The 18,473-nt window shown below is 64.0% G+C and carries 12 protein-coding genes; 10 read left to right on the top strand and 2 right to left on the bottom strand.

Going from position 1 to position 18,473, the window contains the following annotated elements:
- Window positions 1-68: 68 nt before the first annotated feature.
- The gene (locus tag LOY45_RS12590; protein ID WP_258579224.1) at window positions 69-5,270 is read right to left on the bottom strand and encodes an NEL-type E3 ubiquitin ligase domain-containing protein; all 5,202 of its coding nucleotides are present in this window, start codon (window positions 5,268-5,270) and stop codon (window positions 69-71) included.
- Window positions 5,271-5,353: 83 nt separating this feature from the next.
- Window positions 5,354-7,057 carry a sulfatase-like hydrolase/transferase gene (locus tag LOY45_RS12585; protein WP_258579223.1) on the bottom strand — a complete coding sequence of 568 codons (1,704 nt, stop codon included), beginning with the start codon at window positions 7,055-7,057 and terminating at the stop codon, window positions 5,354-5,356.
- Between the two features lie 403 nt (window positions 7,058-7,460).
- Between LOY45_RS12585 and LOY45_RS12580 the strand changes: the two genes are divergently transcribed.
- Genes LOY45_RS12580 through LOY45_RS12535 form a run of 10 tightly spaced genes read left to right on the top strand, consistent with a single transcriptional unit; the run spans window position 7,461 to window position 18,469 of the window.
- Window positions 7,461-8,813, top strand: a complete 1,353-nt coding sequence (locus tag LOY45_RS12580) for a UDP-glucose dehydrogenase family protein (RefSeq protein ID WP_134062549.1) — start codon at window positions 7,461-7,463, stop codon at window positions 8,811-8,813.
- Window positions 8,810-9,880, top strand: coding sequence for an NAD-dependent epimerase (locus LOY45_RS12575; protein ID WP_258579222.1), 1,071 nt, complete (start codon window positions 8,810-8,812; stop codon window positions 9,878-9,880). The genes LOY45_RS12580 and LOY45_RS12575 overlap by 4 nt, the downstream gene beginning before the upstream one ends.
- On the top strand, window positions 9,877-10,623 hold the full coding sequence (locus tag LOY45_RS12570) for a sugar transferase (RefSeq protein WP_115086522.1): 747 nt from the start codon (window positions 9,877-9,879) through the stop codon (window positions 10,621-10,623). The genes LOY45_RS12575 and LOY45_RS12570 overlap by 4 nt, the downstream gene beginning before the upstream one ends.
- Window positions 10,624-11,271 carry a CpsD/CapB family tyrosine-protein kinase gene (locus LOY45_RS12565; protein ID WP_115086521.1) on the top strand — a complete coding sequence of 216 codons (648 nt, stop codon included), beginning with the start codon at window positions 10,624-10,626 and terminating at the stop codon, window positions 11,269-11,271.
- Window positions 11,272-11,293: 22 nt separating this feature from the next.
- On the top strand, window positions 11,294-12,316 hold the full coding sequence (locus LOY45_RS12560) for a polysaccharide biosynthesis/export family protein (protein WP_115086520.1): 1,023 nt from the start codon (window positions 11,294-11,296) through the stop codon (window positions 12,314-12,316).
- A gap of 20 nt (window positions 12,317-12,336) precedes the next feature.
- Window positions 12,337-13,926, top strand: a complete 1,590-nt coding sequence (locus LOY45_RS12555; RefSeq protein WP_258579221.1) for a GumC family protein — start codon at window positions 12,337-12,339, stop codon at window positions 13,924-13,926.
- A complete protein-coding gene (locus tag LOY45_RS12550) occupies window positions 13,923-15,011 on the top strand; it encodes a glycosyltransferase family 4 protein (RefSeq protein WP_258579220.1) in 1,089 nt (362 codons plus the stop codon). Before LOY45_RS12555 ends, LOY45_RS12550 begins: the two co-directional genes overlap by 4 nt.
- Window positions 15,008-16,378, top strand: a complete 1,371-nt coding sequence (locus tag LOY45_RS12545) for an O-antigen ligase family protein (RefSeq protein ID WP_258579219.1) — start codon at window positions 15,008-15,010, stop codon at window positions 16,376-16,378. The genes LOY45_RS12550 and LOY45_RS12545 overlap by 4 nt, the downstream gene beginning before the upstream one ends.
- Window positions 16,375-17,340 (top strand): glycosyltransferase family 2 protein, encoded by a 966-nt coding sequence (locus LOY45_RS12540; RefSeq protein ID WP_258579218.1) that lies wholly within the window; start codon window positions 16,375-16,377, stop codon window positions 17,338-17,340. The genes LOY45_RS12545 and LOY45_RS12540 overlap by 4 nt, the downstream gene beginning before the upstream one ends.
- On the top strand, window positions 17,333-18,469 hold the full coding sequence (locus tag LOY45_RS12535) for a glycosyltransferase family 2 protein (RefSeq protein WP_115086515.1): 1,137 nt from the start codon (window positions 17,333-17,335) through the stop codon (window positions 18,467-18,469). The genes LOY45_RS12540 and LOY45_RS12535 overlap by 8 nt, the downstream gene beginning before the upstream one ends.
- Window positions 18,470-18,473: the final 4 nt, after the last annotated feature.

Below are 18,473 nucleotides of genomic sequence, written 5' to 3'. Positions count from 1 at the left end.
ACTCCTGACAGTGGGGGCTGTCAGGAGACCAGCACCGTCAGTCGCGACGGTGCTAGATAAGTAGTGCATCAACCAGACTGGCGCGTGAGCTGCAACAACAGTGCGCGTTCGGCGGCTGCCTGCCCCCTGGCCAGCACGTTGAGGAACACCGTGTACTGGTGATCATTGAACACCTGCCGGCGCAAGGCACCCGCTTCATCATGGCTGAGGGCGCTGATCCCGGCCTCGATGAACGCCACGTCAGCGGCCTGCCCATGCAGGAAGCTGATCAGGCTGGCATCGAGCATCGGTACGGCTGGGTTGCTCGGGTCGAGGCAATGCTCGGCATACTCCGCACCCTGATACCAGTGATCGGTCAAAGCATCGAACTGCGGCTTGAAGCGTTGCTTGAGAAACCTTGCCCAGCCCGGCTGCTCGAGCATCCATTGCTGACGGTTGGCGGCACTGTCGAGGCTGCGCACTTCTCGCTCGACCCGGCTGGCCAGGCTATCGCTGACATAGGCCAGTTGGCGATAGAGCATTCCGGCCGAAGACTCGGGAAAGTCCAGGCGGGTCGCCAGGGTACGGCGCAATGCCAGGCGAACTTCAATGTCGTCGACCGTGAACCCCAGGTCGGCGTCGCTGATGTCGTCCAGCGGATCCAGGGCTGGCAATGCCTCGCCGCTGTCCAGCGCATTTTTGCGCAGTTGGCGCAAACTGGAGATGCGGTCGGCAATTCGCTCCACTTCATGGCGCCGATACAGCCGCTGGTAAAGCCCCAGCAACTCACCGCTGCGCCCCTGGTCATCCAGCGCCTGCCCGGCAAGACGGTTGGCCATGACCTCGACCTCCAGCGCGGCAAACACATCGGCCCCGGCATCGCCGCAGGTGTCGGGAAAACTGCCCGCAATGTCATTGAGCTCGTTGCGCAGCACTTCATCCTGCGCTGCCAGTTCGAGCAAGTTCCACACCCGGCGGGTCAGGTGCGCGGCGTCGATCTGCGCGGCTTGCGAGCGCTCCAGGGTGCTCAGGGCAATGAACAGTGGGCGGTTACGCTCACTGTCGAACAGGTCCTGCCACAAACCCTGTCGCGCCTCGCTGGCGCCTTCGAGCCACAGCCGGTTGACCGCAGCGTCACCATAGAACACATGGGTAAGGCCCAGCGCATGCAGGCGCAAGATGCCCTGGGCATTGAGCGGGTTGTTGGTCAGGCGCAGCGCCAGATTACCACGCGGCCCTATGTGGCGCAGGGTCTGGCCGAAGCGGGTTTGCGCCAGTTGCGGTAGCTGTTCAATCTGGTTGTCGGCCAGGTTGATCGAACGCAGTTGAAACTGGTGTTGATTCATCAGCCCGGTAAGCCCGCCTGGCCATTCGCGCAGCTGGCAGAAGCTCAGGTCGACGTTTTGCAGCCAGGGCATGATAACCAGGTCGGGGGCACGCATCAGCGGGTTTACGCTCAGGTTCAGGTTGCGCAGGTAAATAAAGCGCTGAAACACCGCCGCCCCGGCTTCATCAAGGGTAATCCGGTTGTCCGCCAGGTTCAGATTGCCCAGGCGAAGGTTGGCCAACTGCTCCAGGTGGCGGGCCTCAAGCACCAGGCTGTTGCTGCTCAGGTCCAGATACGTCAACTTAGGCAGCCCCGACAGCGCGTCGATTGCGGCATCGGGCAATTGCCCCAGTTGATTGCTGGCCAGGCTCAGAATCTGTAGCCTGGGCAGGGCCTGGAGCGGCTGGAACATGGTGTCTGTGACCTGCAGCCTGTTGTGGCCCAGGGCCAGTTCTTCCAGTTCTCCACAGTGCCTGATCGACAGCGGAATCTCCGGTAAGTGGTTACCCACCAGGCCCAGGGCCTTCAACTTCGGAAAGCTGCTGAACAGATGTGCCGGAATTTCACCGCCATGCACACCAGTAGGCCCGGCCACGCCGCGCAGGTTAAGTTCGGTGATGTGCGGGAACTGAACGTCAAGCGTTGGCAAACCGGTGATATCCAGTTCCTTGAGTTCAAGCCTGTGGCTTTCCGAGCCCCCTCCCCGTTGCCAGGCCCGTTTCAGCCGGGAAACCGCCAGGCGCCGGGTCGGGCTGTCGGGACCCGACCGCTGCCAGTAGTCGAGCTTGAGCTGCAGCTGGCGGTACTCCATCTCCAGCCCCTCGACACGCTCGGCCAGGTCGCGGCCACTCTTGCGCAACTCAGCGACCAGGCGGGTGATCTGCTCCCGGTTCAACTCCGGGTACAGCACGCCCAGGCGTCGGTGGGTTTCCGGCCGCAAGGTACTGGAGGCACCGCCCAGGGTATAACCGCCGCGCCCGTCTGCCAGGCGCAGCGGTGCGCGGTGCCAGGGTTTACGCGGTTGCTGGCCGAGCAGGCGCGAGGCCCGGGCACGATCGTCGATCGCCAGTTGCTGCAGCCTCATGCGCAACTGCCCGACATCAAAAACTTCGATCCTCAATGCCCGGCGCTCGGCGTCCGGTAAGGCCCTGAGGATGGCGGCAGCGTAATCCTCACCACTGAACAACTCGTTACCCAGGCCATCATAGGCACGATAGCGCTCGGCGCTGGCGACCAGGATCTTGAGCTCGCCATCGGCGCGGCCGACACGGGCCAGCAGGCGACCGCTAGCGACCTCCTCACGCAGCTCGATACGCACCTCACCCGTCCAGCCCGGCACCGATTCCAGCAGGCCCAGGGCCAGGCGCTGGCTGTCCGGGTTGTGCGGGGCCGACCACTGCAGCCCTTCCAGGGCACGGCTCAGGCGCACTTGTTGCTGATACAGGCGCGCCTCTTCGGCCAGGCGCAACGGTAGGCGGGCCCCGGCCTGATTGAGCTGGGCATGTTCAGTCAGGCTGGCCTGGCTTTCGATCTCCCGGGCGATGCTATCGGGCAGCGTGGGGAAGTCCCTGAGCAGCAGCGCAACCCCCGCTGAAGACGGCCCTGCTGTACCTTGCCGCAAGCTGTCGAAGATAGCGCCGCGGCGTTTGTGCACTTGCTTGGCCACGGCCTCGCGCAAGGCCTGCAGGCGATCAGCGGTTGCCACGCTGCTGCCCAGCAGCGGAATGATTTCGTCCTCGCTGAGCGCCGCCAGGACTTTCTCCGGCAATTGGCCTTGACGGATCTCGTGGGCCAGCAGCTTGATCGGGCGCCCTTGCGGCCAGCGCTCCAGGCCGTAGGTGGATGAAGCGCCCCAGAGCTCAGCCCCCTTGAACACCTCCAGCACCCGGTTGGCGGGCCAGTTCGGTAGCTCGACCAGCAAGGCTACCGGGTAGGTCATGCCGGACTGCGGCGCCAGGCCGGCGCGCACATCGCTGATCAGCCGGGTGATGCGCCGTTCGAACTGCATGCGCTGCAGGGTATCGGCCAGCAGCGCAGGTATTGGCAACTGGTGAACGTGGACACTGCGCAGCGCCTGTTCCTCGACGCCACTGATGTGCAGCGCCTGCTCGAGCTGTGCGTCATCCAGGCCGTCGGCCAGTGCACCGATGCGCCTGAGCAACTGGCCGCGTGGCCAGTGCAGCGGTTGCTCACCCTGATACTGCCAGGCGCCCTGGCCGTTGTGGCTGAGCACAGGCTCATAGGCCGCCGGGTCAGTCGGGTGCACCAGGCGCCACTGCCCGCTGTCGGCTTGGCGCTGCTCATACCAGTGTTCGTCAAGTCGCAGGAAGTAGCGACCCGCATGCAAGTACTGGCCCAGTGCATTGGCCTCGACAGTGGTGGGGATGGTGATGTCGCTGGCATAACCGTTCAGGTCGGGCTTCCACAGCCGTGAGTCGCCATTGGGTAATTCCACGGAGGTCAGGCTGTCGACAAAGCCCGAACGGTGCAAAACTGCACCGACAGCGCCCAGGCCGGCAAACACGCCCAGGTTGAGGCCCACCGAGACCAGTTGTTGCACCGCCTCGGCGGTCTCGCCCTGCTCCCAGGCATGCACGCCATGAAACAGGCTGTCCATGATCTGCGCGCCAGCCACCGCCAGCATGACTTCATTGATCCCAGGCACCACGAAGGCGGCACTGTTGAGGGTGTCCACTGCAATTTGCAACCAGGTCTCCAGACGGCGAATGCGCGTCTGGTAATCCTCATCGCCGGTCGGTACGGCGAGTACCCGCGCATTGGCTTTCAGGCGACGCACCTGTAGGTCTTGCAAGGTCGCCCATAACGGCCCGTTGATCTCACGCTCGACGATGTCCAGGCGCGGCCGCGCCACCGTTTCACGCATGGCGCCCTCGGCGGTGGCCGGCGCGACGTACAGCGCACGGTCCACGCGCCGGGCAAAAAAGCCCTTGAGCCCTTGGGGTACTTTGGCCGTCATCGCCGCTAAAAAATCTGTTGATTTGAGCTGTGCCACCAAGCCGTTGGCAAAGGCGCTGACCGAAGAGTAGTCCTTGAGCGGCTGCGCTGGCGCCCCGGCCAGCCACACCACACAACGCTCGGTGCTCGCGCTGGCGGTGGTCGAGGGACCGATCAACAAGGCATCGCCCAGCTCGCAATCGAGCAGCGAAATTCGCCGGCAGACAACCGCTTTACCATCGAGCCTGGCGTTGCCCCGCACCATCAGTTCCTGGAGCATCTGATAGCTCGACTCACTGATGTCGCTGGTCATTCGCGCCCGGTGCAAAGTCACCTGAAAATCGCAGCGGATAACGTTGATCATGTCCTCGCGCAGCAATTGTGCTGTGGCCGGGCTGTCGAACACCTGCTGCAGGTGGCTCTGGTAGGCCTGGCCAAGATCGAGCTGGTGGCTCAGGCGGGCGAATTCAGCGGGCTGCAGGTCAAGCTTCTCGATCGGATTGCCGAAATGACTGATGAAGCTGAAGTGAAAGTCCTCTTTCTCCTCGAAATTCTGCAAAGCGGCTTCGAGCAGACTGGCACGATGCTCCGGCCCCTTTCTGACCCGGTGCCCGCCAATGGTCTGGCTGGGCCCTTCGAACTCACTGGCCCAGCGGTGCAACAAGGCGCGCTTGACATCCACTTGCAAACCGTACTGCTCATGTAAGACCCGGGTCAGCAAGGGCTCGGCAAAATCACTGATACTGATCAGGCCGGCCAAGCGCGTGGCCAGCGACCGCCGGGTCGCCTGTTGCCGGTTGACCGCCGCGAGCAAAGCCTCACGCAAGGGTTCGCTGCTGGTACTGAACCAGGCCAGCGGCTGGCCGGTTGGGTCGAGGTAAATGGCCCGCTGACTGTGCAACAGCCCACGCAGGTCGGCGGATGTCAGGTGCTGGAGCCTGGGCCGCAAAGCGGCGGCCAGGCGTTGGTGATGAAAAACTTCGGGGGAGATTTCGGGAGTGTCGAGCATGGTCGTGTACCTGCAGGTGAATGAACCTACAGATAAGCGCCGATGCCCAGGCTTTTGGCGCTACATAACTACCGACTGCGTTGTTAGTCCGCCTTGCCGATCGGCATCTGTGCCTGCGCCTCGCCCGGCGTGACCACCTCGCTCAGGTCGATATGCTTGAACACCGGCTTCGCCCCCAGCCGCGCATTGAAGCGGGTGTTGAAGCTGAACGGGTCCTCCGTTGGCACCGCCAGCGAACGCCCGTACACCGCGGCGATCCCGGCCGGGTCGTAACCAAGCAGCTGCAACAGGGTCGGGAAGATGTTGTAGTGGCTGGAGCGGTCTTTGTTGGCCGCCAGGTGCGCCTGCCAATCGAGGGTCTGCAAACCCTGGCCCTGGATCACCACCAGCGGCACCAGGCCCTCCTCCTCCACCGGGTTGCTGTCGCAGTGCGTATTCAGGCCAGGGTTGCCGCGTTCGTGCAGGTCCTGGCCGTGGTCGGAGGTGTAGATGAGTACCGCCTGGCTAAGATCAGCTTGGGCGAACAGGCGATTGAAGAACTCGCCGACATTCCACAACAGGCTGTTCATGTACGAATTGCGGTACAGCACCCAGTCTTCGGGCTGACCGGAAAAACCATCGCGCCGGCCGGTATCGGTGATGTCGGTGTACTGCCCGCGCGGCAAGGCCGGGCGGTAGGTCATGAAGTCGTCCGGGTACTTGTCGTGCACGGGGAAATGCACGCCAACCTTGTTGATCACGATCAACTGCGCCTTTCCATCGCCCAACAGTTCAGTGAGCTTGGCCGCAGCGGCCATGTCGCGGTCGCGCACCGGAGTGCTGTCGAACTGGATGAACTGGTCGATGTCGCGTTTTTCCGCCGCATTCATCAGGTTCTGCAGGTTGCCGCCCGTGCGCTGGGCATCGATGTATACGGTGCCAAGCCCTGCGACCTTGGCGTATTGCCAGATCGACGGCAGGGTCGAGTTGATGCGCAGGTAGTCGTCACGGGTGCCGCCATAGCGCAGGGTGACGTTGGTGTCGGAGCTGCAATTGGCAATCGAGGCGGCGTAGCCATAGTTGAAGATACTGACCCCGGGGCGCGCCTGGTTGAGCTGGCTGCGTACGCCATGGGCGGTGTTCAGGTCCAGGTAATTGCCCGAGACGCTTTCGTCGATGATCAGCACGATGTCGCGGGCCAGGGCCGGGCCGCTGCGGGCCAGGGTCACCGGTTCGCGCGGGCCAACGCTGTCGTGCAGCGATTCGTAGAGCATCAGGTTGGCGTAGGCCAGTGGCGTGTACATGATCGGCAGGCCGCGGGCCCCCTCGCCGGCGCGCACGAACAGGATCGCGGTGAGCAAGGCGATGCCCAGCAGCGGCGCGGCCCACGGCAGTGCCCTGGGCCCTGGCACGCTGTGCCGTGGTGCGAGCCCCAGGCCCAGCAGCAACAGCAACGACCTGCCCAGCACCTGCAGGATCACGCTGTGGTACTGCTCGATGGCTTCACCGACAAAACCACCGGAATACACCATCGAGATAAAGCCGCTGTAGGTCAGGTAGTCGGCGGTAATGCGCGTGTAGGCATCGAAAAACACCGCGCTGGCGCTGAACACCAGGGCCAGGCCCCAGCGCAGCCAGGCCTGGCGGATGTTGGCGCACAGCAGCAAGGCCAGCACCAGCAGCACCAGTACACCGACATACAACAGCAACGCCGGGCTCAAGCCGATGGCCTGAAAGCGCTCGATGTAGTACGGGTAGTTGCTCAGCAGGTACAGCGCGAGCAGCAGTTCCTTGAAATATCTGTGCATCTCTCCCTCGCCAGCAACGCTTGCAACTGCCCCGGACACTGACACGTTAGCAGTGCCCCGACAAAGCGCAAACCGGAACAACGTCAATTTTATGACTCAACTTGGCAGCGCCAATTCTGACAGTTCAAAAATGCGAAAACGTTGCATTCGTGAAACAGTGATATCCGTTAAGCCCTTGTTTACCGGGGGCTGCGACCGTTCATCGTTTTGCTATGCGGCAATTGGCCAGTGCTTACTCAAGCTAACTCACGGATTTAGAACGGCTTGATGGCAAAAAGCCTAAAACTTAGCCTGTGTAAATCAGACGAAACATGCCATTTCATTGACACGACTTCCTACGGGTGGGCTATACCGAAATCACACCACTGTTTCATCCTCATTACTCCATACGAGGCACGCCGACATGGACGTGAGCGTATTTGGCACCGGCTATGTCGGTCTTGTACAAGCTGCAGCCCTCGCAGACGTAGGACACCGAGTTCTGTGCATCGATATTGATGCGCACAAGATCAGTCAACTGCGTCAGGGCGTACCGCCAATCAGCGAACCCGGCCTTTCGAGCATGCTCGAAGAAAACATCAAGGAAGGCCGCCTGCTGTTCAGTACCCAGGCCAGTGACGCCGTCAACCACGCCGAACTGATCTTCATTGCCGTCGGCACGCCGCCGGACGAAGACGGCTCGGCCGACCTCTCCCATGTCCTGGGGGTGACCCGGCAGATCGCCGGGCTGATGGACGCCGACCGCACCCTGATCATCAAGTCCACCGTGCCGGTCGGTACCGCCGACAAGGTCGCCGCCCTGGCCCGCGACGAACTGGAGCGCCTGGGCAAAGGTGCGCTGAAGGTACGGGTGGTGTCCAACCCCGAGTTCCTTAAAGAAGGCAGCGCGTTGGCCGATTGCATGCGCCCGGACCGGATCATCGTCGGCACCGCCGACAACCAGGCCCATGACCAGCTTGCCGAGCTCTACGCGCCCTTCTGCCGCAATCATGAAAAGCTCATGTTCATGGACAACCGCAGCGCCGAGCTGACCAAGTACGCGGCCAACGCCATGCTCGCCACGCGCATCAGCTTCATGAACGAGCTGGCCAACCTCACCGAGCACCTGGGCGCCGACATCGAAGCCGTGCGCAAGGGCATCGGCTCCGACCCGCGTATCGGCTATCACTTTATCTACCCGGGTTGCGGCTTTGGCGGTTCGTGCTTTCCCAAGGACCTGCGCGCCCTGCTGCACACTGCCGAGCATAGCGGCATGCCGCTGCGCTTGCTGCAAAGTGTCAGCGAGGTCAACGACGCGCAACGGCAGATCCTCTTCGCCAAGCTCAAGCAACGCTTCCCCGGCAGCCTGGCGGGCAAGTCGATTGCCGTCTGGGGCCTGGCCTTCAAGCCCAACACCGACGACATGCGCGAAGCGCCCAGCCGCTACCTGATGGAAGCGCTGTGGGCCGAAGGCGCCACCGTATGCGCCTTCGATCCGGAGGCGATGTCCGAATGCCGGCGCCTCTACGGCTACCGCAAAGACCTGCAACTGTGCGCCACCCGCGACGACACCCTGGAAGACGCCGACGCCCTGGTGATCTGCACCGAGTGGAAGACCTTTCGTGTGGTCGACTTCGCCCTGCTGGCCAAGAAGCTGCGCAGCCGCCTGATCATCGACGGGCGCAACCTGTACAACCCCGATCAGGTCGCCACCTTCGGCCTGAGCTACATTGGCATCGGCCTGCGCCAGGTCCAGCCAGAGGTGCCGGCGCCATGAAGATCCTGGTCACCGGCGCTGCCGGTTTCATTGGCGCTCATTGCAGCCTGCGACTGTTGCGCGACGGCCATCAGGTGATCGGCCTGGACAACTTCAACGACTACTACGACCCGGCGCTCAAAGAAGCACGGGTGCGCTGGGTCGAAGCCGAAGCGGGTCCGTTGACCCTGTACCGCCTGGACCTCAACGATGCCGCCGGCATGGCCGAACTGTTCGCCAGCGAGCAACCCGACGTGGTGATTCACCTGGCCGCGCAAGCCGGGGTGCGCTACTCGCTGGAGAACCCGCGGGCCTATATCGACAGCAACCTCTGCGGCTTTCTCAACATTCTCGAAGGCTGCCGCCGCCATCCCGTGCAGCACCTGCTGTATGCCTCGTCGAGCTCGGTGTACGGCGCCAACCAGCACACCCCGTACCGGGTCGAGGATGCCGTCGACCATCCGTTGTCGCTGTACGCCGCGACCAAAAAGGCCAACGAGGCCATGGCCCACAGCTACAGCCACCTGTTCGGCATTCCCGCCAGCGGCTTGCGTTTCTTTACCGTGTACGGCGCCTGGGGCCGTCCGGACATGTCGCCGATCCAGTTTGCCCGGGCGATTGCCGAGGGCCGGCCGATCCAGCTGTTCAACTATGGCCAGCACCAGCGCGACTTCACCTACATCGACGACATCGTCGAAAGCCTGGTGCGCCTGATTCCCCTGGCGCCACAGGCCAACCCGGGCTGGGACCGCGATCAACCGGACGCGGCCAGCAGCCATGCACCGTGGCGCTTGTTCAACATCGGCGGCCAGCGCCCGGTGGAGCTCACCGACTACGTCGCGCTGCTGGAAAAACACCTGCAGCGCAAGGCAGCCATCGAACTGCTGCCGCTGCAACCGGGCGATGTGCTAGCCACCTGTGCCGATGGCAGCGCCCTGGAACGGATCACCGGCTTCACCCCCCAGGTTTCGCTGGATGAAGGGCTCGGGCGCTTTATTGCCTGGTTTCATCAGTACTACTCGCACACTGGCAAGGACGCCAAACGCGATAACGGGCAGGCGCCCGAGCATCAACGGAGGGCGGTATGACAGGACAACCTAAAAGTGCGCAACTGCAGGCACTGTACCAAGACAAGCGCATGGACCCTGCGCATCGCCAACGCATCGACGCGGCCATTCACATGCAAGGCCGTGGCTGGCTGACCGGCCGCGCTGGCGGGCGTCCCTGGACCCTGTCGCGGACCAACCGGGTGCTGGCCTGTTTCGGCGCCCTGTGCATCCTGGTGCTGATTTCGCCGCTGCTGGTGCCACTGGCCGTACTGGTCAAGCTCAGCAGCCCCGGCCCGGTGTTCTTCGTGCAAAAGCGCACCGGCTACCGCGGCCGCACCTTTGGCATGTACAAGTTCCGCACCATGGTCGCCAACGCCGAAGCCTTGAAGGATTCGGTGCGCCACCTGAACAAGCACGGCGCCGATGCCATCGATTTCAAGATCGACAAGGACCCGCGCGTCACCCCGATCGGCCGCTGGCTGCGGCGCAGCAGCCTGGACGAGTTACCCAACCTGTTCAACGTGGTGCGCGGTGACATGCGCCTGGTCGGCCCCCGCCCCACCTCGTTCAACGCCTATCGCTACAAAGACAACCACCTCGCCCGCCTGAGCATCCACCCCGGCATGACCGGCCTGTGGCAGATCTCCGGACGCAGCGACATAGACTTCGACCAGCGAGTCGAACTGGACCTGAGCTACATCAACGAACAGAGCTTGATGCTGGATCTGAAGATCCTCTTCAAGACTCCTTTCAAAGTCTTCAGCGGCCACGGAGCAAGTTGAATGGACGGTTCTACTTCTAGAAGTCTGACGATCGCCACCCCGAGCGAAACCAACCTGACCTCCACGGTGCTCGATGAAGACCAGCGCATCCTGCTGCTAACCGCCGCCAACACCGGCAGCGGTACCAGCACCAGCGCCCTGGCCTTTGCCAGCCAGTTGGCGTTGATGAGCGGCGGCCCGGTATTGCTGGTCGACAGCAGCCCCAGCAACAACAACCTCAGCCAGCAGTTGAGCCTGCACAAACTGCGCGGTTTCAACGACCTGATGTTCAACCAGGACACCCCGCCGTTGATGCAGGACTGCATCGTGCGCCTGTCCGACCAGCCGTTCGACGTGCTGCCGGCCGGCACCTACAAGCGCGGCAAGGAGCGCCTGAACCCCGACCTGCTGCGCGTGCTGCTCAAGCACATGGGCGAGCACTACCGCTTTGTGGTGGTCGACGGCGAGGCGGTGTACGCCAGCGCCGACAGCCTGATCATCGGCACCCTGGTCGATGGCGTGGTGCTGGTGGTGTGCGCCGAGGAAACCCGGTGGGAAGTGGCCCAGGCCGCCGCCCAGCGCCTGACCCAGGCCGGCGCCAGGCTGATCGGCAGCGTGTTCAACCGGCGCAAGTACTACATGCCCAAGTGGCTGTACAACAACCTTTAGGCCAGCAGCCCAGGAGCCTCACATGAAATACACGACGTTCGCGCTGTGCCTGCTGACCCTGGCCGGCTGCGCCAATCAGGACACCCGGCAGATGCCGGTACAGATCATGACCGCCGCCCCGGCCAACGCCCAGGATGCCGAGTTGCCGCGCAGCGAGCAGGTGCTGCGCCCGCAGGACGTGCTCGATGTGATCTTCCACATCAGCACCAGCGGATCGGCGTCGTACCGCATCCAGTCCGGCGACACCGTCGGCCTGGCCTTCCCCGCCGCCAGTTCGCTCAACGGCAACCAGCTGGTGCTGCCCGACGGCACCATCGAGCTGCCACGGGCCAACACCTCGGTGAACATCGCCGGGCAAACCCCGGATGAAGCCCGGCGCACCATCCAGCAGGCGTACCGCAACAAACGCCTGTTCCAGCCGGGGCGTGACAACGTCACCGTGCAGGTGATCAGCCCGCTGACCAACGAGCAGAACCTCAAGAGCGCCCTCAACCACCCGGCCACCGGCATGAGCCGCGAGATCACCGTGGGCAGCGATGGCCAGGCCAGCTTTCCGGAAATCGGCTCGGTACCGCTGCAGGGCATGACCGTCACGCAACTGCAGACCTACCTGAACAAACGCTACGCCGACCTGCCCGGGCGGATGACCGTGGACGTGATGCTCAAGTCCACTGCGGTCAACGAGATCTACGTGCTGGGTGAAGTCGGCCAGCCCGGCGCCTACCCGATCCGCCGCCCGGTATCGGTGCTCGAAGCCCTGACCCTGGCCCGTGGCCCGAACGTCAAGGCCCGGCTCGATTCGGTGGTGATCATGCGCCGCAACGGCAACCAGGTGCAGGCCGTGCCGTACAACGTCGACAAGGCCCTGGATGCCAGCGCGGCGCAAGTGGCTTATCTGCAGCCGGACGACATGCTTTACGTGCCCAAGACCAAGCTCGCCAGCGCCGGCGACCTGGCCCGGCAACTGGCTGACGTGGTGCTGTTCCAGGGAGTGGGCTTCAGCTTCGGTTATCGCGTTGACAACAAAGACAGCGACAACAACTAATCCCAGGCGGGTATCCGAGCATGAATACAAAAGAAAACTACCTGCATGAATTCTTCAGGATCTTCTTCGCCAACCGCCAATTGGTGAAACGAGTCTTCCTGGTGTTCGCAGTGATCGCCTTGCTGTTGCCCCTGGTGCTCAAACAGAGCTTCGATATCACTGCGGAAGTGATCGTGCAGTCGAAGAAACTGTCCCAGAGCGATACCAACACCGCCCTGGCCCAGGAGACCGACAAGTTCATCCCGCCGTCGCTGGCCGACATGGAAACCGAGAGCAACATCCTGCGCTCGCCGACCCTGATCCGCGAAACCATCAGCCAGCTGCGCGACGAGGCCAAGTACGAGGTGCCGCCAAGCCTGATGCAGCGTGTGGTGTTCGACCCGCTGCGCACGGCGGTGATCAACCCGCTGCGCGAGCACGTGATCAACCCGTTGCGGGCGCGGTTCGGCCTGGAAGTCGATCCGGTGCGCGACACCCAGCTCGACGCCCTCACCGATGACGCCATCAAGGACCTGAAGATCGAGACCCTGCCGGGCTCCAACGTGGTCTCGGTGACCTACAGCTTTCCCGAGCCGAAACTCGGCACGCTGTTCGTCAGCCGCCTGCTCGACAACTACCTGCGCAACCGCCAGAACCTGCAGTCCAACGAGCTGCCCGAGCAGTTCTACGAGCAGAAGAAACTGCAGTACCAGGTGCGCATGGATGACCTCGAAGGCAAGCGCCTGGGGATGCTCGAAAAGATCGGCTCCTCGGACCCCAAAGAAGAGATCACCTTCCGTCTCAACGCCATCAACACCGAAGAACAGGCGCTGAACCTGTACCGCGACCGCCTGCTGCAAAGCCAGCAGTGGCTGGAGTACCTGAAAACCAGCCTGGCCGCGGCCAACAACGCCAACATGCGCGATTTCGCCTTCCCCTACACCTTCACCACCACGGTCGACAACGTGGCCTTCGAAGACCGCGAGATCAAGCAGCTCGGTGAACAGCTGACCACCCTGGTGCTGACCTACGTCAGCGACCTGGCGGTGTTCCAGCCCGGCAGCGAGCAGATGCTGCTGCAACGCGAGCAGATCGCCAAGACCCGCCAGCAGTTCCTCAAGATCGTCGCCAACCGCATCAAGGAGCGCGAAAAAGACCTGGCCGTGGTGCAGAACGTGATCGCCCAGAAGACCGCGCGCATTGCTGACTTCAAAGGCCGCGTGCACCAGTTGCAAGAGACCCAGAGCAAGGCGCGCCAGCTCGACACCGAGATCGACGCCCTGCACAAGGCCTACTTCACCTACACCCAGCGCTACGAAGAATCGCGCGGTGCCGACCTGCTGGACGGTCTGTCCAACGCGCGGATCCTCAGCGCCCCGTACGAGCCTGCCGAGGCGGCGTTTCCCAAGCCGCTGCTGATCGTACCGTTCGGCATGCTCACCGGCCTGCTGCTGGCGATTGCCCTGGTGTACGTCAAAGAGTTCTTTGACCGGCGCTTCAAGCACCCGGCGCAAATCAGCCATCAACTGGACCTGCCGGTACTGCTGGTGATCAACGACCAGACGCCGGAAACCCCCAACCCCTACAAGGGCTGGTCGCTGCCGCGGCTGGTGCACTGGGTGCGCAATTGAACGCAGCCCTGACCCCGCCACGGCCGATCCTGCACCTGCTCAGCAGTGGTGGTTTCTACGGCGCCGAGCGGATGCTGCTGGACCACTGCCAGGCCACCCCGGGGCAGCACCAAGTGCTGTTTCTCGGGGCCCCGGAGCAACTGGTGGCGCGCTTTCGCGCCGCCGGCGTGGCCTGCCAGACCTGCGACGGGGTGGGCGAGCTGCTCAGCGTACTGCGCCAGCGTCACGATCAGCAGCCTTTGATCAACAGCCACAACTTCAAGGGCCTGCTGTTCGGCTGGCTGGGCGCCAGGTTGTGGCGCCTGCCGATGGTCGCCACCCAGCATGGTTTTACCCCCACCAGCCGCAAACAGCGCCTGTACACCTGGATCAGCCTGCAACTGTGCCGCACCGCCACCATCGAACGGGTGGTCTGCGTGGCCGAGAGCATCAAGCGCATCCATCGCCAGGCCGGGGTTGCCGAAGCCAAGCTGCAGGTGATCCCCAACGGCTTGCCCGAGGCCGACGCCCTGCCCGCGCGCAATCATGGCGATGGCCGCTGGCTGGCCGGTTATGTCGGGCGATTGAGCAGTGAAAAAGGCCCGGACCTGTTTCTCGATACCCTGATTCCGCTGTGCCAGCGCCACCCGCAGCTCGATGCGGTGATGCTCGGCGACGGCCCGGAGCGCGACGCACTGCAAGCGCGCATCGACGCCGCGGACTTGAGCCAGCGCATCCGCCTGCCGGGGTTTCAGGCCGACATGCGCCAGTGGATGGCGCGCCTGGATACCCTGGTGATCAGCTCGCGCACCGAAGGCACGCCGATGATCCTGCTCGAAGCCATGCAGGATGGCGTGCCGGTGGTGGCCTTTGGCGTCGGTGGTATCCCCGATGTGATCGAACACGGGCATAGCGGCCTGCTGGCCCGGCCCCTGGCGGTGCAAGAGCTGGCGGCGCAGCTGGAGGCGCTGATGCTCGACCCGGCCCAGGCCGGCGAGCTGATCGCCCAGGCGCGGCGCACCCAACGCGAACGTTATCACCTGCCGACGCTGGCGCAACGCTGGGCCCGAGTGTACCTGGGCGCAGCCAAGGAGACCTGCGCATGATCATCCCCCTGTCGCTGATCGGCCTGCTGGCCATTGCCTGCCTGGCGCTGCTGGCCAGCCCCTACCCGTTCCTCGCCCCCGGCGCGGTCATCGGCCTGGCCGGTTTGCTGGCGCTGTACAAACGCCCGGCCTGGGGCCTGCTGGCGATCATCACCCTGGTACCGCTGGAAGGCCTGTTCAAGGACAGCCAACTGACCGCCACCAAACTGATCGGCGCGGCCCTGGCCCTGATGCTGGTGCTGCAACTGGCAGTCAAGCAACTGCCCGCCGAGCGCCTGCGCAGCCCCATGTGGCGGCTGTTGCTGGGTTTTCTGGCGCTGTACCTGCTGAGTTTGTGGGCCAGCGACAGCAGCGAGATGTCCCTGGGGCATTTTCGTGAACTGGCGGTGGGCCTGCTGCTGTTCGGCATCACCCTGCTGATCGGCCGCGACCTCAACCTGCCGATGATGTACCGGCTGGTGACCTTAAGCGTCGGCCTGACCTGCATCATGGCCATGGTCTCGGCCAAGTACCAGGACGAAGGCCGCGCCGCCGGCCTTTTGGAAGACCCCAACCTATTCGCCATGCTCATCGCCATTGCCGTACCGATGGCCCTGTGGCTGGTGTTCAACAGCCCCCGACGGCTGCACAAGCTGTTCTGGATCGCCTGCTGCATCCTCCTGCTGGCGGGCATGACCAAGACCAACTCGCGCTCGGGCCTTGTGGTGCTGTTGATCAGCCTGGGGATCGTCCTGGTGCACTACCGCACCCAGGTCGCCCACCTGCGCCCGCGGCACCTGGGCTTTGCCATGCTGGGCCTGGCGATCCTGCTACCGACCCTGGTGGCGCTGATGCCTGAAAGCTACGTGGCGCGCATCCAGTCGCTGGCACTGCTCAAGTCCGGGGTCAATGCCTTCAAGGATGACTCCCTGGGCCGGCGCTCCTCCTACATCGTGGTCGGCAGCAAGATGATCCGCGAGCATCCAGTGCTGGGCACCGGCCCGGGTACCTTCCCCCTGCACTACGCCACCACCGGTTATGCCAAGGCCTTCTCGGCCAACCGCAAGGTCGGCGACCTGTACCGCCGGGCACACAACACCTACCTGGAGATTTTCAGCGAAGTCGGCATACCGGCCGGCATCCTCTTCGTCGGCCTGGTGCTGATGGCGCTGTACAACGTCTGGTACGCCCGGCGCCTGTGGCTGCGCCAGGGTGATCACGCCCAGGCGGATCAATTGACGCACCTGTGCATGAGCATGCTCGCCATTAGCCTGTTCCTGATGTTCCTCAGTGCGCCCAACCACAAATACCTGTGGATCATGCTGGCGCTGTCCAGCGTGCTGCGCCTGAAGGCTGAACAGGCACAACTGGCGCAGGTGAAGGCATGAAAGTCAGCGTCGTGGTGCCGATGTTCAACGAGGCCCGGCACATTGCCCGGACCCTGCGGTCGGCCATGCAAGCCGCCGCCGATGCCGGCCTCGAATGCGAGTTGGTGGTGGTCGACAACGGCTCCAGCGATGACGGCCCGCAGATCGCCCGCAGCCTCGGTGCCCAGGTGCTGAGCCTGCCGGGGCTGACCATCGGCGCCCTGCGCAACCGTGGCGTGCAGGCCAGCAGCGGTGAGTGGCTGGCGTTCCTCGATGCCGATATCGAAGTGCCGGAGCACTGGCTGAGCCTGCTGCTCGACCTGCATGCCGAAGGCCGTGGCGATGTGTTTGCCCTGGACTGCGACACCCCGCGCCTGGCGCCCTGGTTCGCCCGCGCCTGGCAACGGCGCACCCTGCGCGCAGGCTTGCCGGCGCTGCACCGCATGCAATGGCTGCCGACGCCCAACCTGCTGATGCAGCGCCACTGGTTCGACCAGGTCGGCGGCTTTAGCGAAACCCTGCGCACCGGCGAAGACAAGGACTTTACCTGGCACCTGAACAAGGCCGGCGCACGCCTGCTGGCCCTGCGCGACCCGGTGGTGCTGCACTGGGGTTTCGAGGGCAGCTGGAGCGAGTGGCTGGGCAAGGAGCTGTGGCGCCAGGGCAGTAACCTGCAACTGCTGCGCTGCAATGGCTTGAGCCTGCGCCTGCTGCGCTTCCCGCTGTTGTCACTGGCTGCCTGGTTGCTCGATGCCCTGGCCTTGTTGGCGCTGCTCGATGGTTACCCGCACGTGGCGCTGTTCATGCTGTTCGTCACCAGTGTCCCGGCGCTGGTGCTGAGCCTGCGCCAGAGCCTGAAACACCGCGACCTGCTGTTCGCCCTGCAGCTCTGGGGCCTGCACTGGATCCGCCTGCACCTGGCCGGCGCGGCCTTCGTGCTAAGCCTGTTCAACTGGAGCGCAAGGAGGCCCGCCCGTGGCTGAATTCATTTTTTGGTTGTGCCTGTTGCTGCCGTTTTATGCCTGGCTAGGCTACCCCCTGCTGCTCACCGTGCTGGGGCCGTTGTTCCCGCGCCACACACCGGCAGCGCTGCCACCGCAACGGGTTAGCGTGGTGGTGGCAGCGCACAACGAGGAACGCAACATCGACAACAAGCTGCGCAACCTGCTGGCCCAGGATTATCACGCTGAAAGCCTGCAGATCGTCGTCGCCAGCGATGGCTCCAGCGACCGCACCGTGGCCCTGGCACGCAGCTTCGACGACCCGCGCATTCGGGTCCTGGACCTGCCGCGGATGGGCAAGAACAGCGTGCTCAACGTCGCCGTCACCCAGTGCACGGGCGACATCGTGGTGTTCACCGATGCCGATGTGCACTGGATCGACGGCACCCTGGCGGCGTTGCTGGCGCCCTTTGCCGACCCGCAGGTCGGCGGCACGGTGGGCAAGATGATCATCCCGGTGGCCGGCAAGGGCCTGAGCCTGGGCGAAAGCCTGTACCGCCACTACGAAGCCTGGCTGCGGCGGGTGGAAAGCCGCACCGGTTGCACGGTGTCCGCCGACGGCGCCCTGCAGGCCGTGCGCCGCGAGCTGTACCAGCCGATCCCGGCGCGGGTCAACGACGACTTCTATATCAATACCTGTGCGCCGGTCGCCGGCAAGCGCGTGGTGTATGTCGACGAGGCCCAGGTCCTCGACCAGGGCGTGGACGAAGCCGACCGCCAGTTCAGCCGTCGCCAGCGGGTCACCGTCGGCGGCCTGATCAGCCTGGCCGCCCGCCGCGAACTGCTCAACCCGCTGCGCCATGGCTTGTACGCCATTGCCCTGATCAGCCACAAGCTGATCCGCCGCCTGGCGCCGGTGCTGTTGCTGCCCTTGCTGCTGGCCAACCTGTGGTTGTTCGACGGCCACGGCTTTTACCAACTGACCCTGGCCGCGCAACTGCTTGGCTATGCCATTGCCATCGCCGGCCTGCTGGATGTGCGCCAACGCCTGCCCAAACCGTTTCGCCTGGCGGCCTTCGTGCTGGTGACCCTGGCCGGCATGAGCGTCGGCCTGTGGCAGTTCTTGCGCGGGCACAGCTACAACCAATGGAACCCCGACCAGACTCGATGAGCAC

Origin of the sequence: Pseudomonas wadenswilerensis (assembly GCF_024749185.1) — a bacterium.
GTDB classification, from domain to species: Bacteria; Pseudomonadota; Gammaproteobacteria; order Pseudomonadales; family Pseudomonadaceae; genus Aquipseudomonas; species Aquipseudomonas wadenswilerensis.
Note: the sequence above shows the minus strand (reverse complement) of the source record. Positions and strands in the feature narration are given on the sequence as shown.

What these genes read in the sequence shown, in the direction of transcription:
- LOY45_RS12590 (WP_258579224.1), bottom strand. Translation starts at nt 5,270, where the DNA reads ATGCTCGACACTCCCGAAATCTCCCCCGAAGTTTTTCATCACCAACGC.
- LOY45_RS12585 (WP_258579223.1), bottom strand. Translation starts at nt 7,057, where the DNA reads ATGCACAGATATTTCAAGGAACTGCTGCTCGCGCTGTACCTGCTGAGC.
- LOY45_RS12580 (WP_134062549.1), top strand. Translation starts at nt 7,461, where the DNA reads ATGGACGTGAGCGTATTTGGCACCGGCTATGTCGGTCTTGTACAAGCT.
- LOY45_RS12575 (WP_258579222.1), top strand. Translation starts at nt 8,810, where the DNA reads ATGAAGATCCTGGTCACCGGCGCTGCCGGTTTCATTGGCGCTCATTGC.
- LOY45_RS12570 (WP_115086522.1), top strand. Translation starts at nt 9,877, where the DNA reads ATGACAGGACAACCTAAAAGTGCGCAACTGCAGGCACTGTACCAAGAC.
- LOY45_RS12565 (WP_115086521.1), top strand. Translation starts at nt 10,624, where the DNA reads ATGGACGGTTCTACTTCTAGAAGTCTGACGATCGCCACCCCGAGCGAA.
- LOY45_RS12560 (WP_115086520.1), top strand. Translation starts at nt 11,294, where the DNA reads ATGAAATACACGACGTTCGCGCTGTGCCTGCTGACCCTGGCCGGCTGC.
- LOY45_RS12555 (WP_258579221.1), top strand. Translation starts at nt 12,337, where the DNA reads ATGAATACAAAAGAAAACTACCTGCATGAATTCTTCAGGATCTTCTTC.
- LOY45_RS12545 (WP_258579219.1), top strand. Translation starts at nt 15,008, where the DNA reads ATGATCATCCCCCTGTCGCTGATCGGCCTGCTGGCCATTGCCTGCCTG.
- LOY45_RS12540 (WP_258579218.1), top strand. Translation starts at nt 16,375, where the DNA reads ATGAAAGTCAGCGTCGTGGTGCCGATGTTCAACGAGGCCCGGCACATT.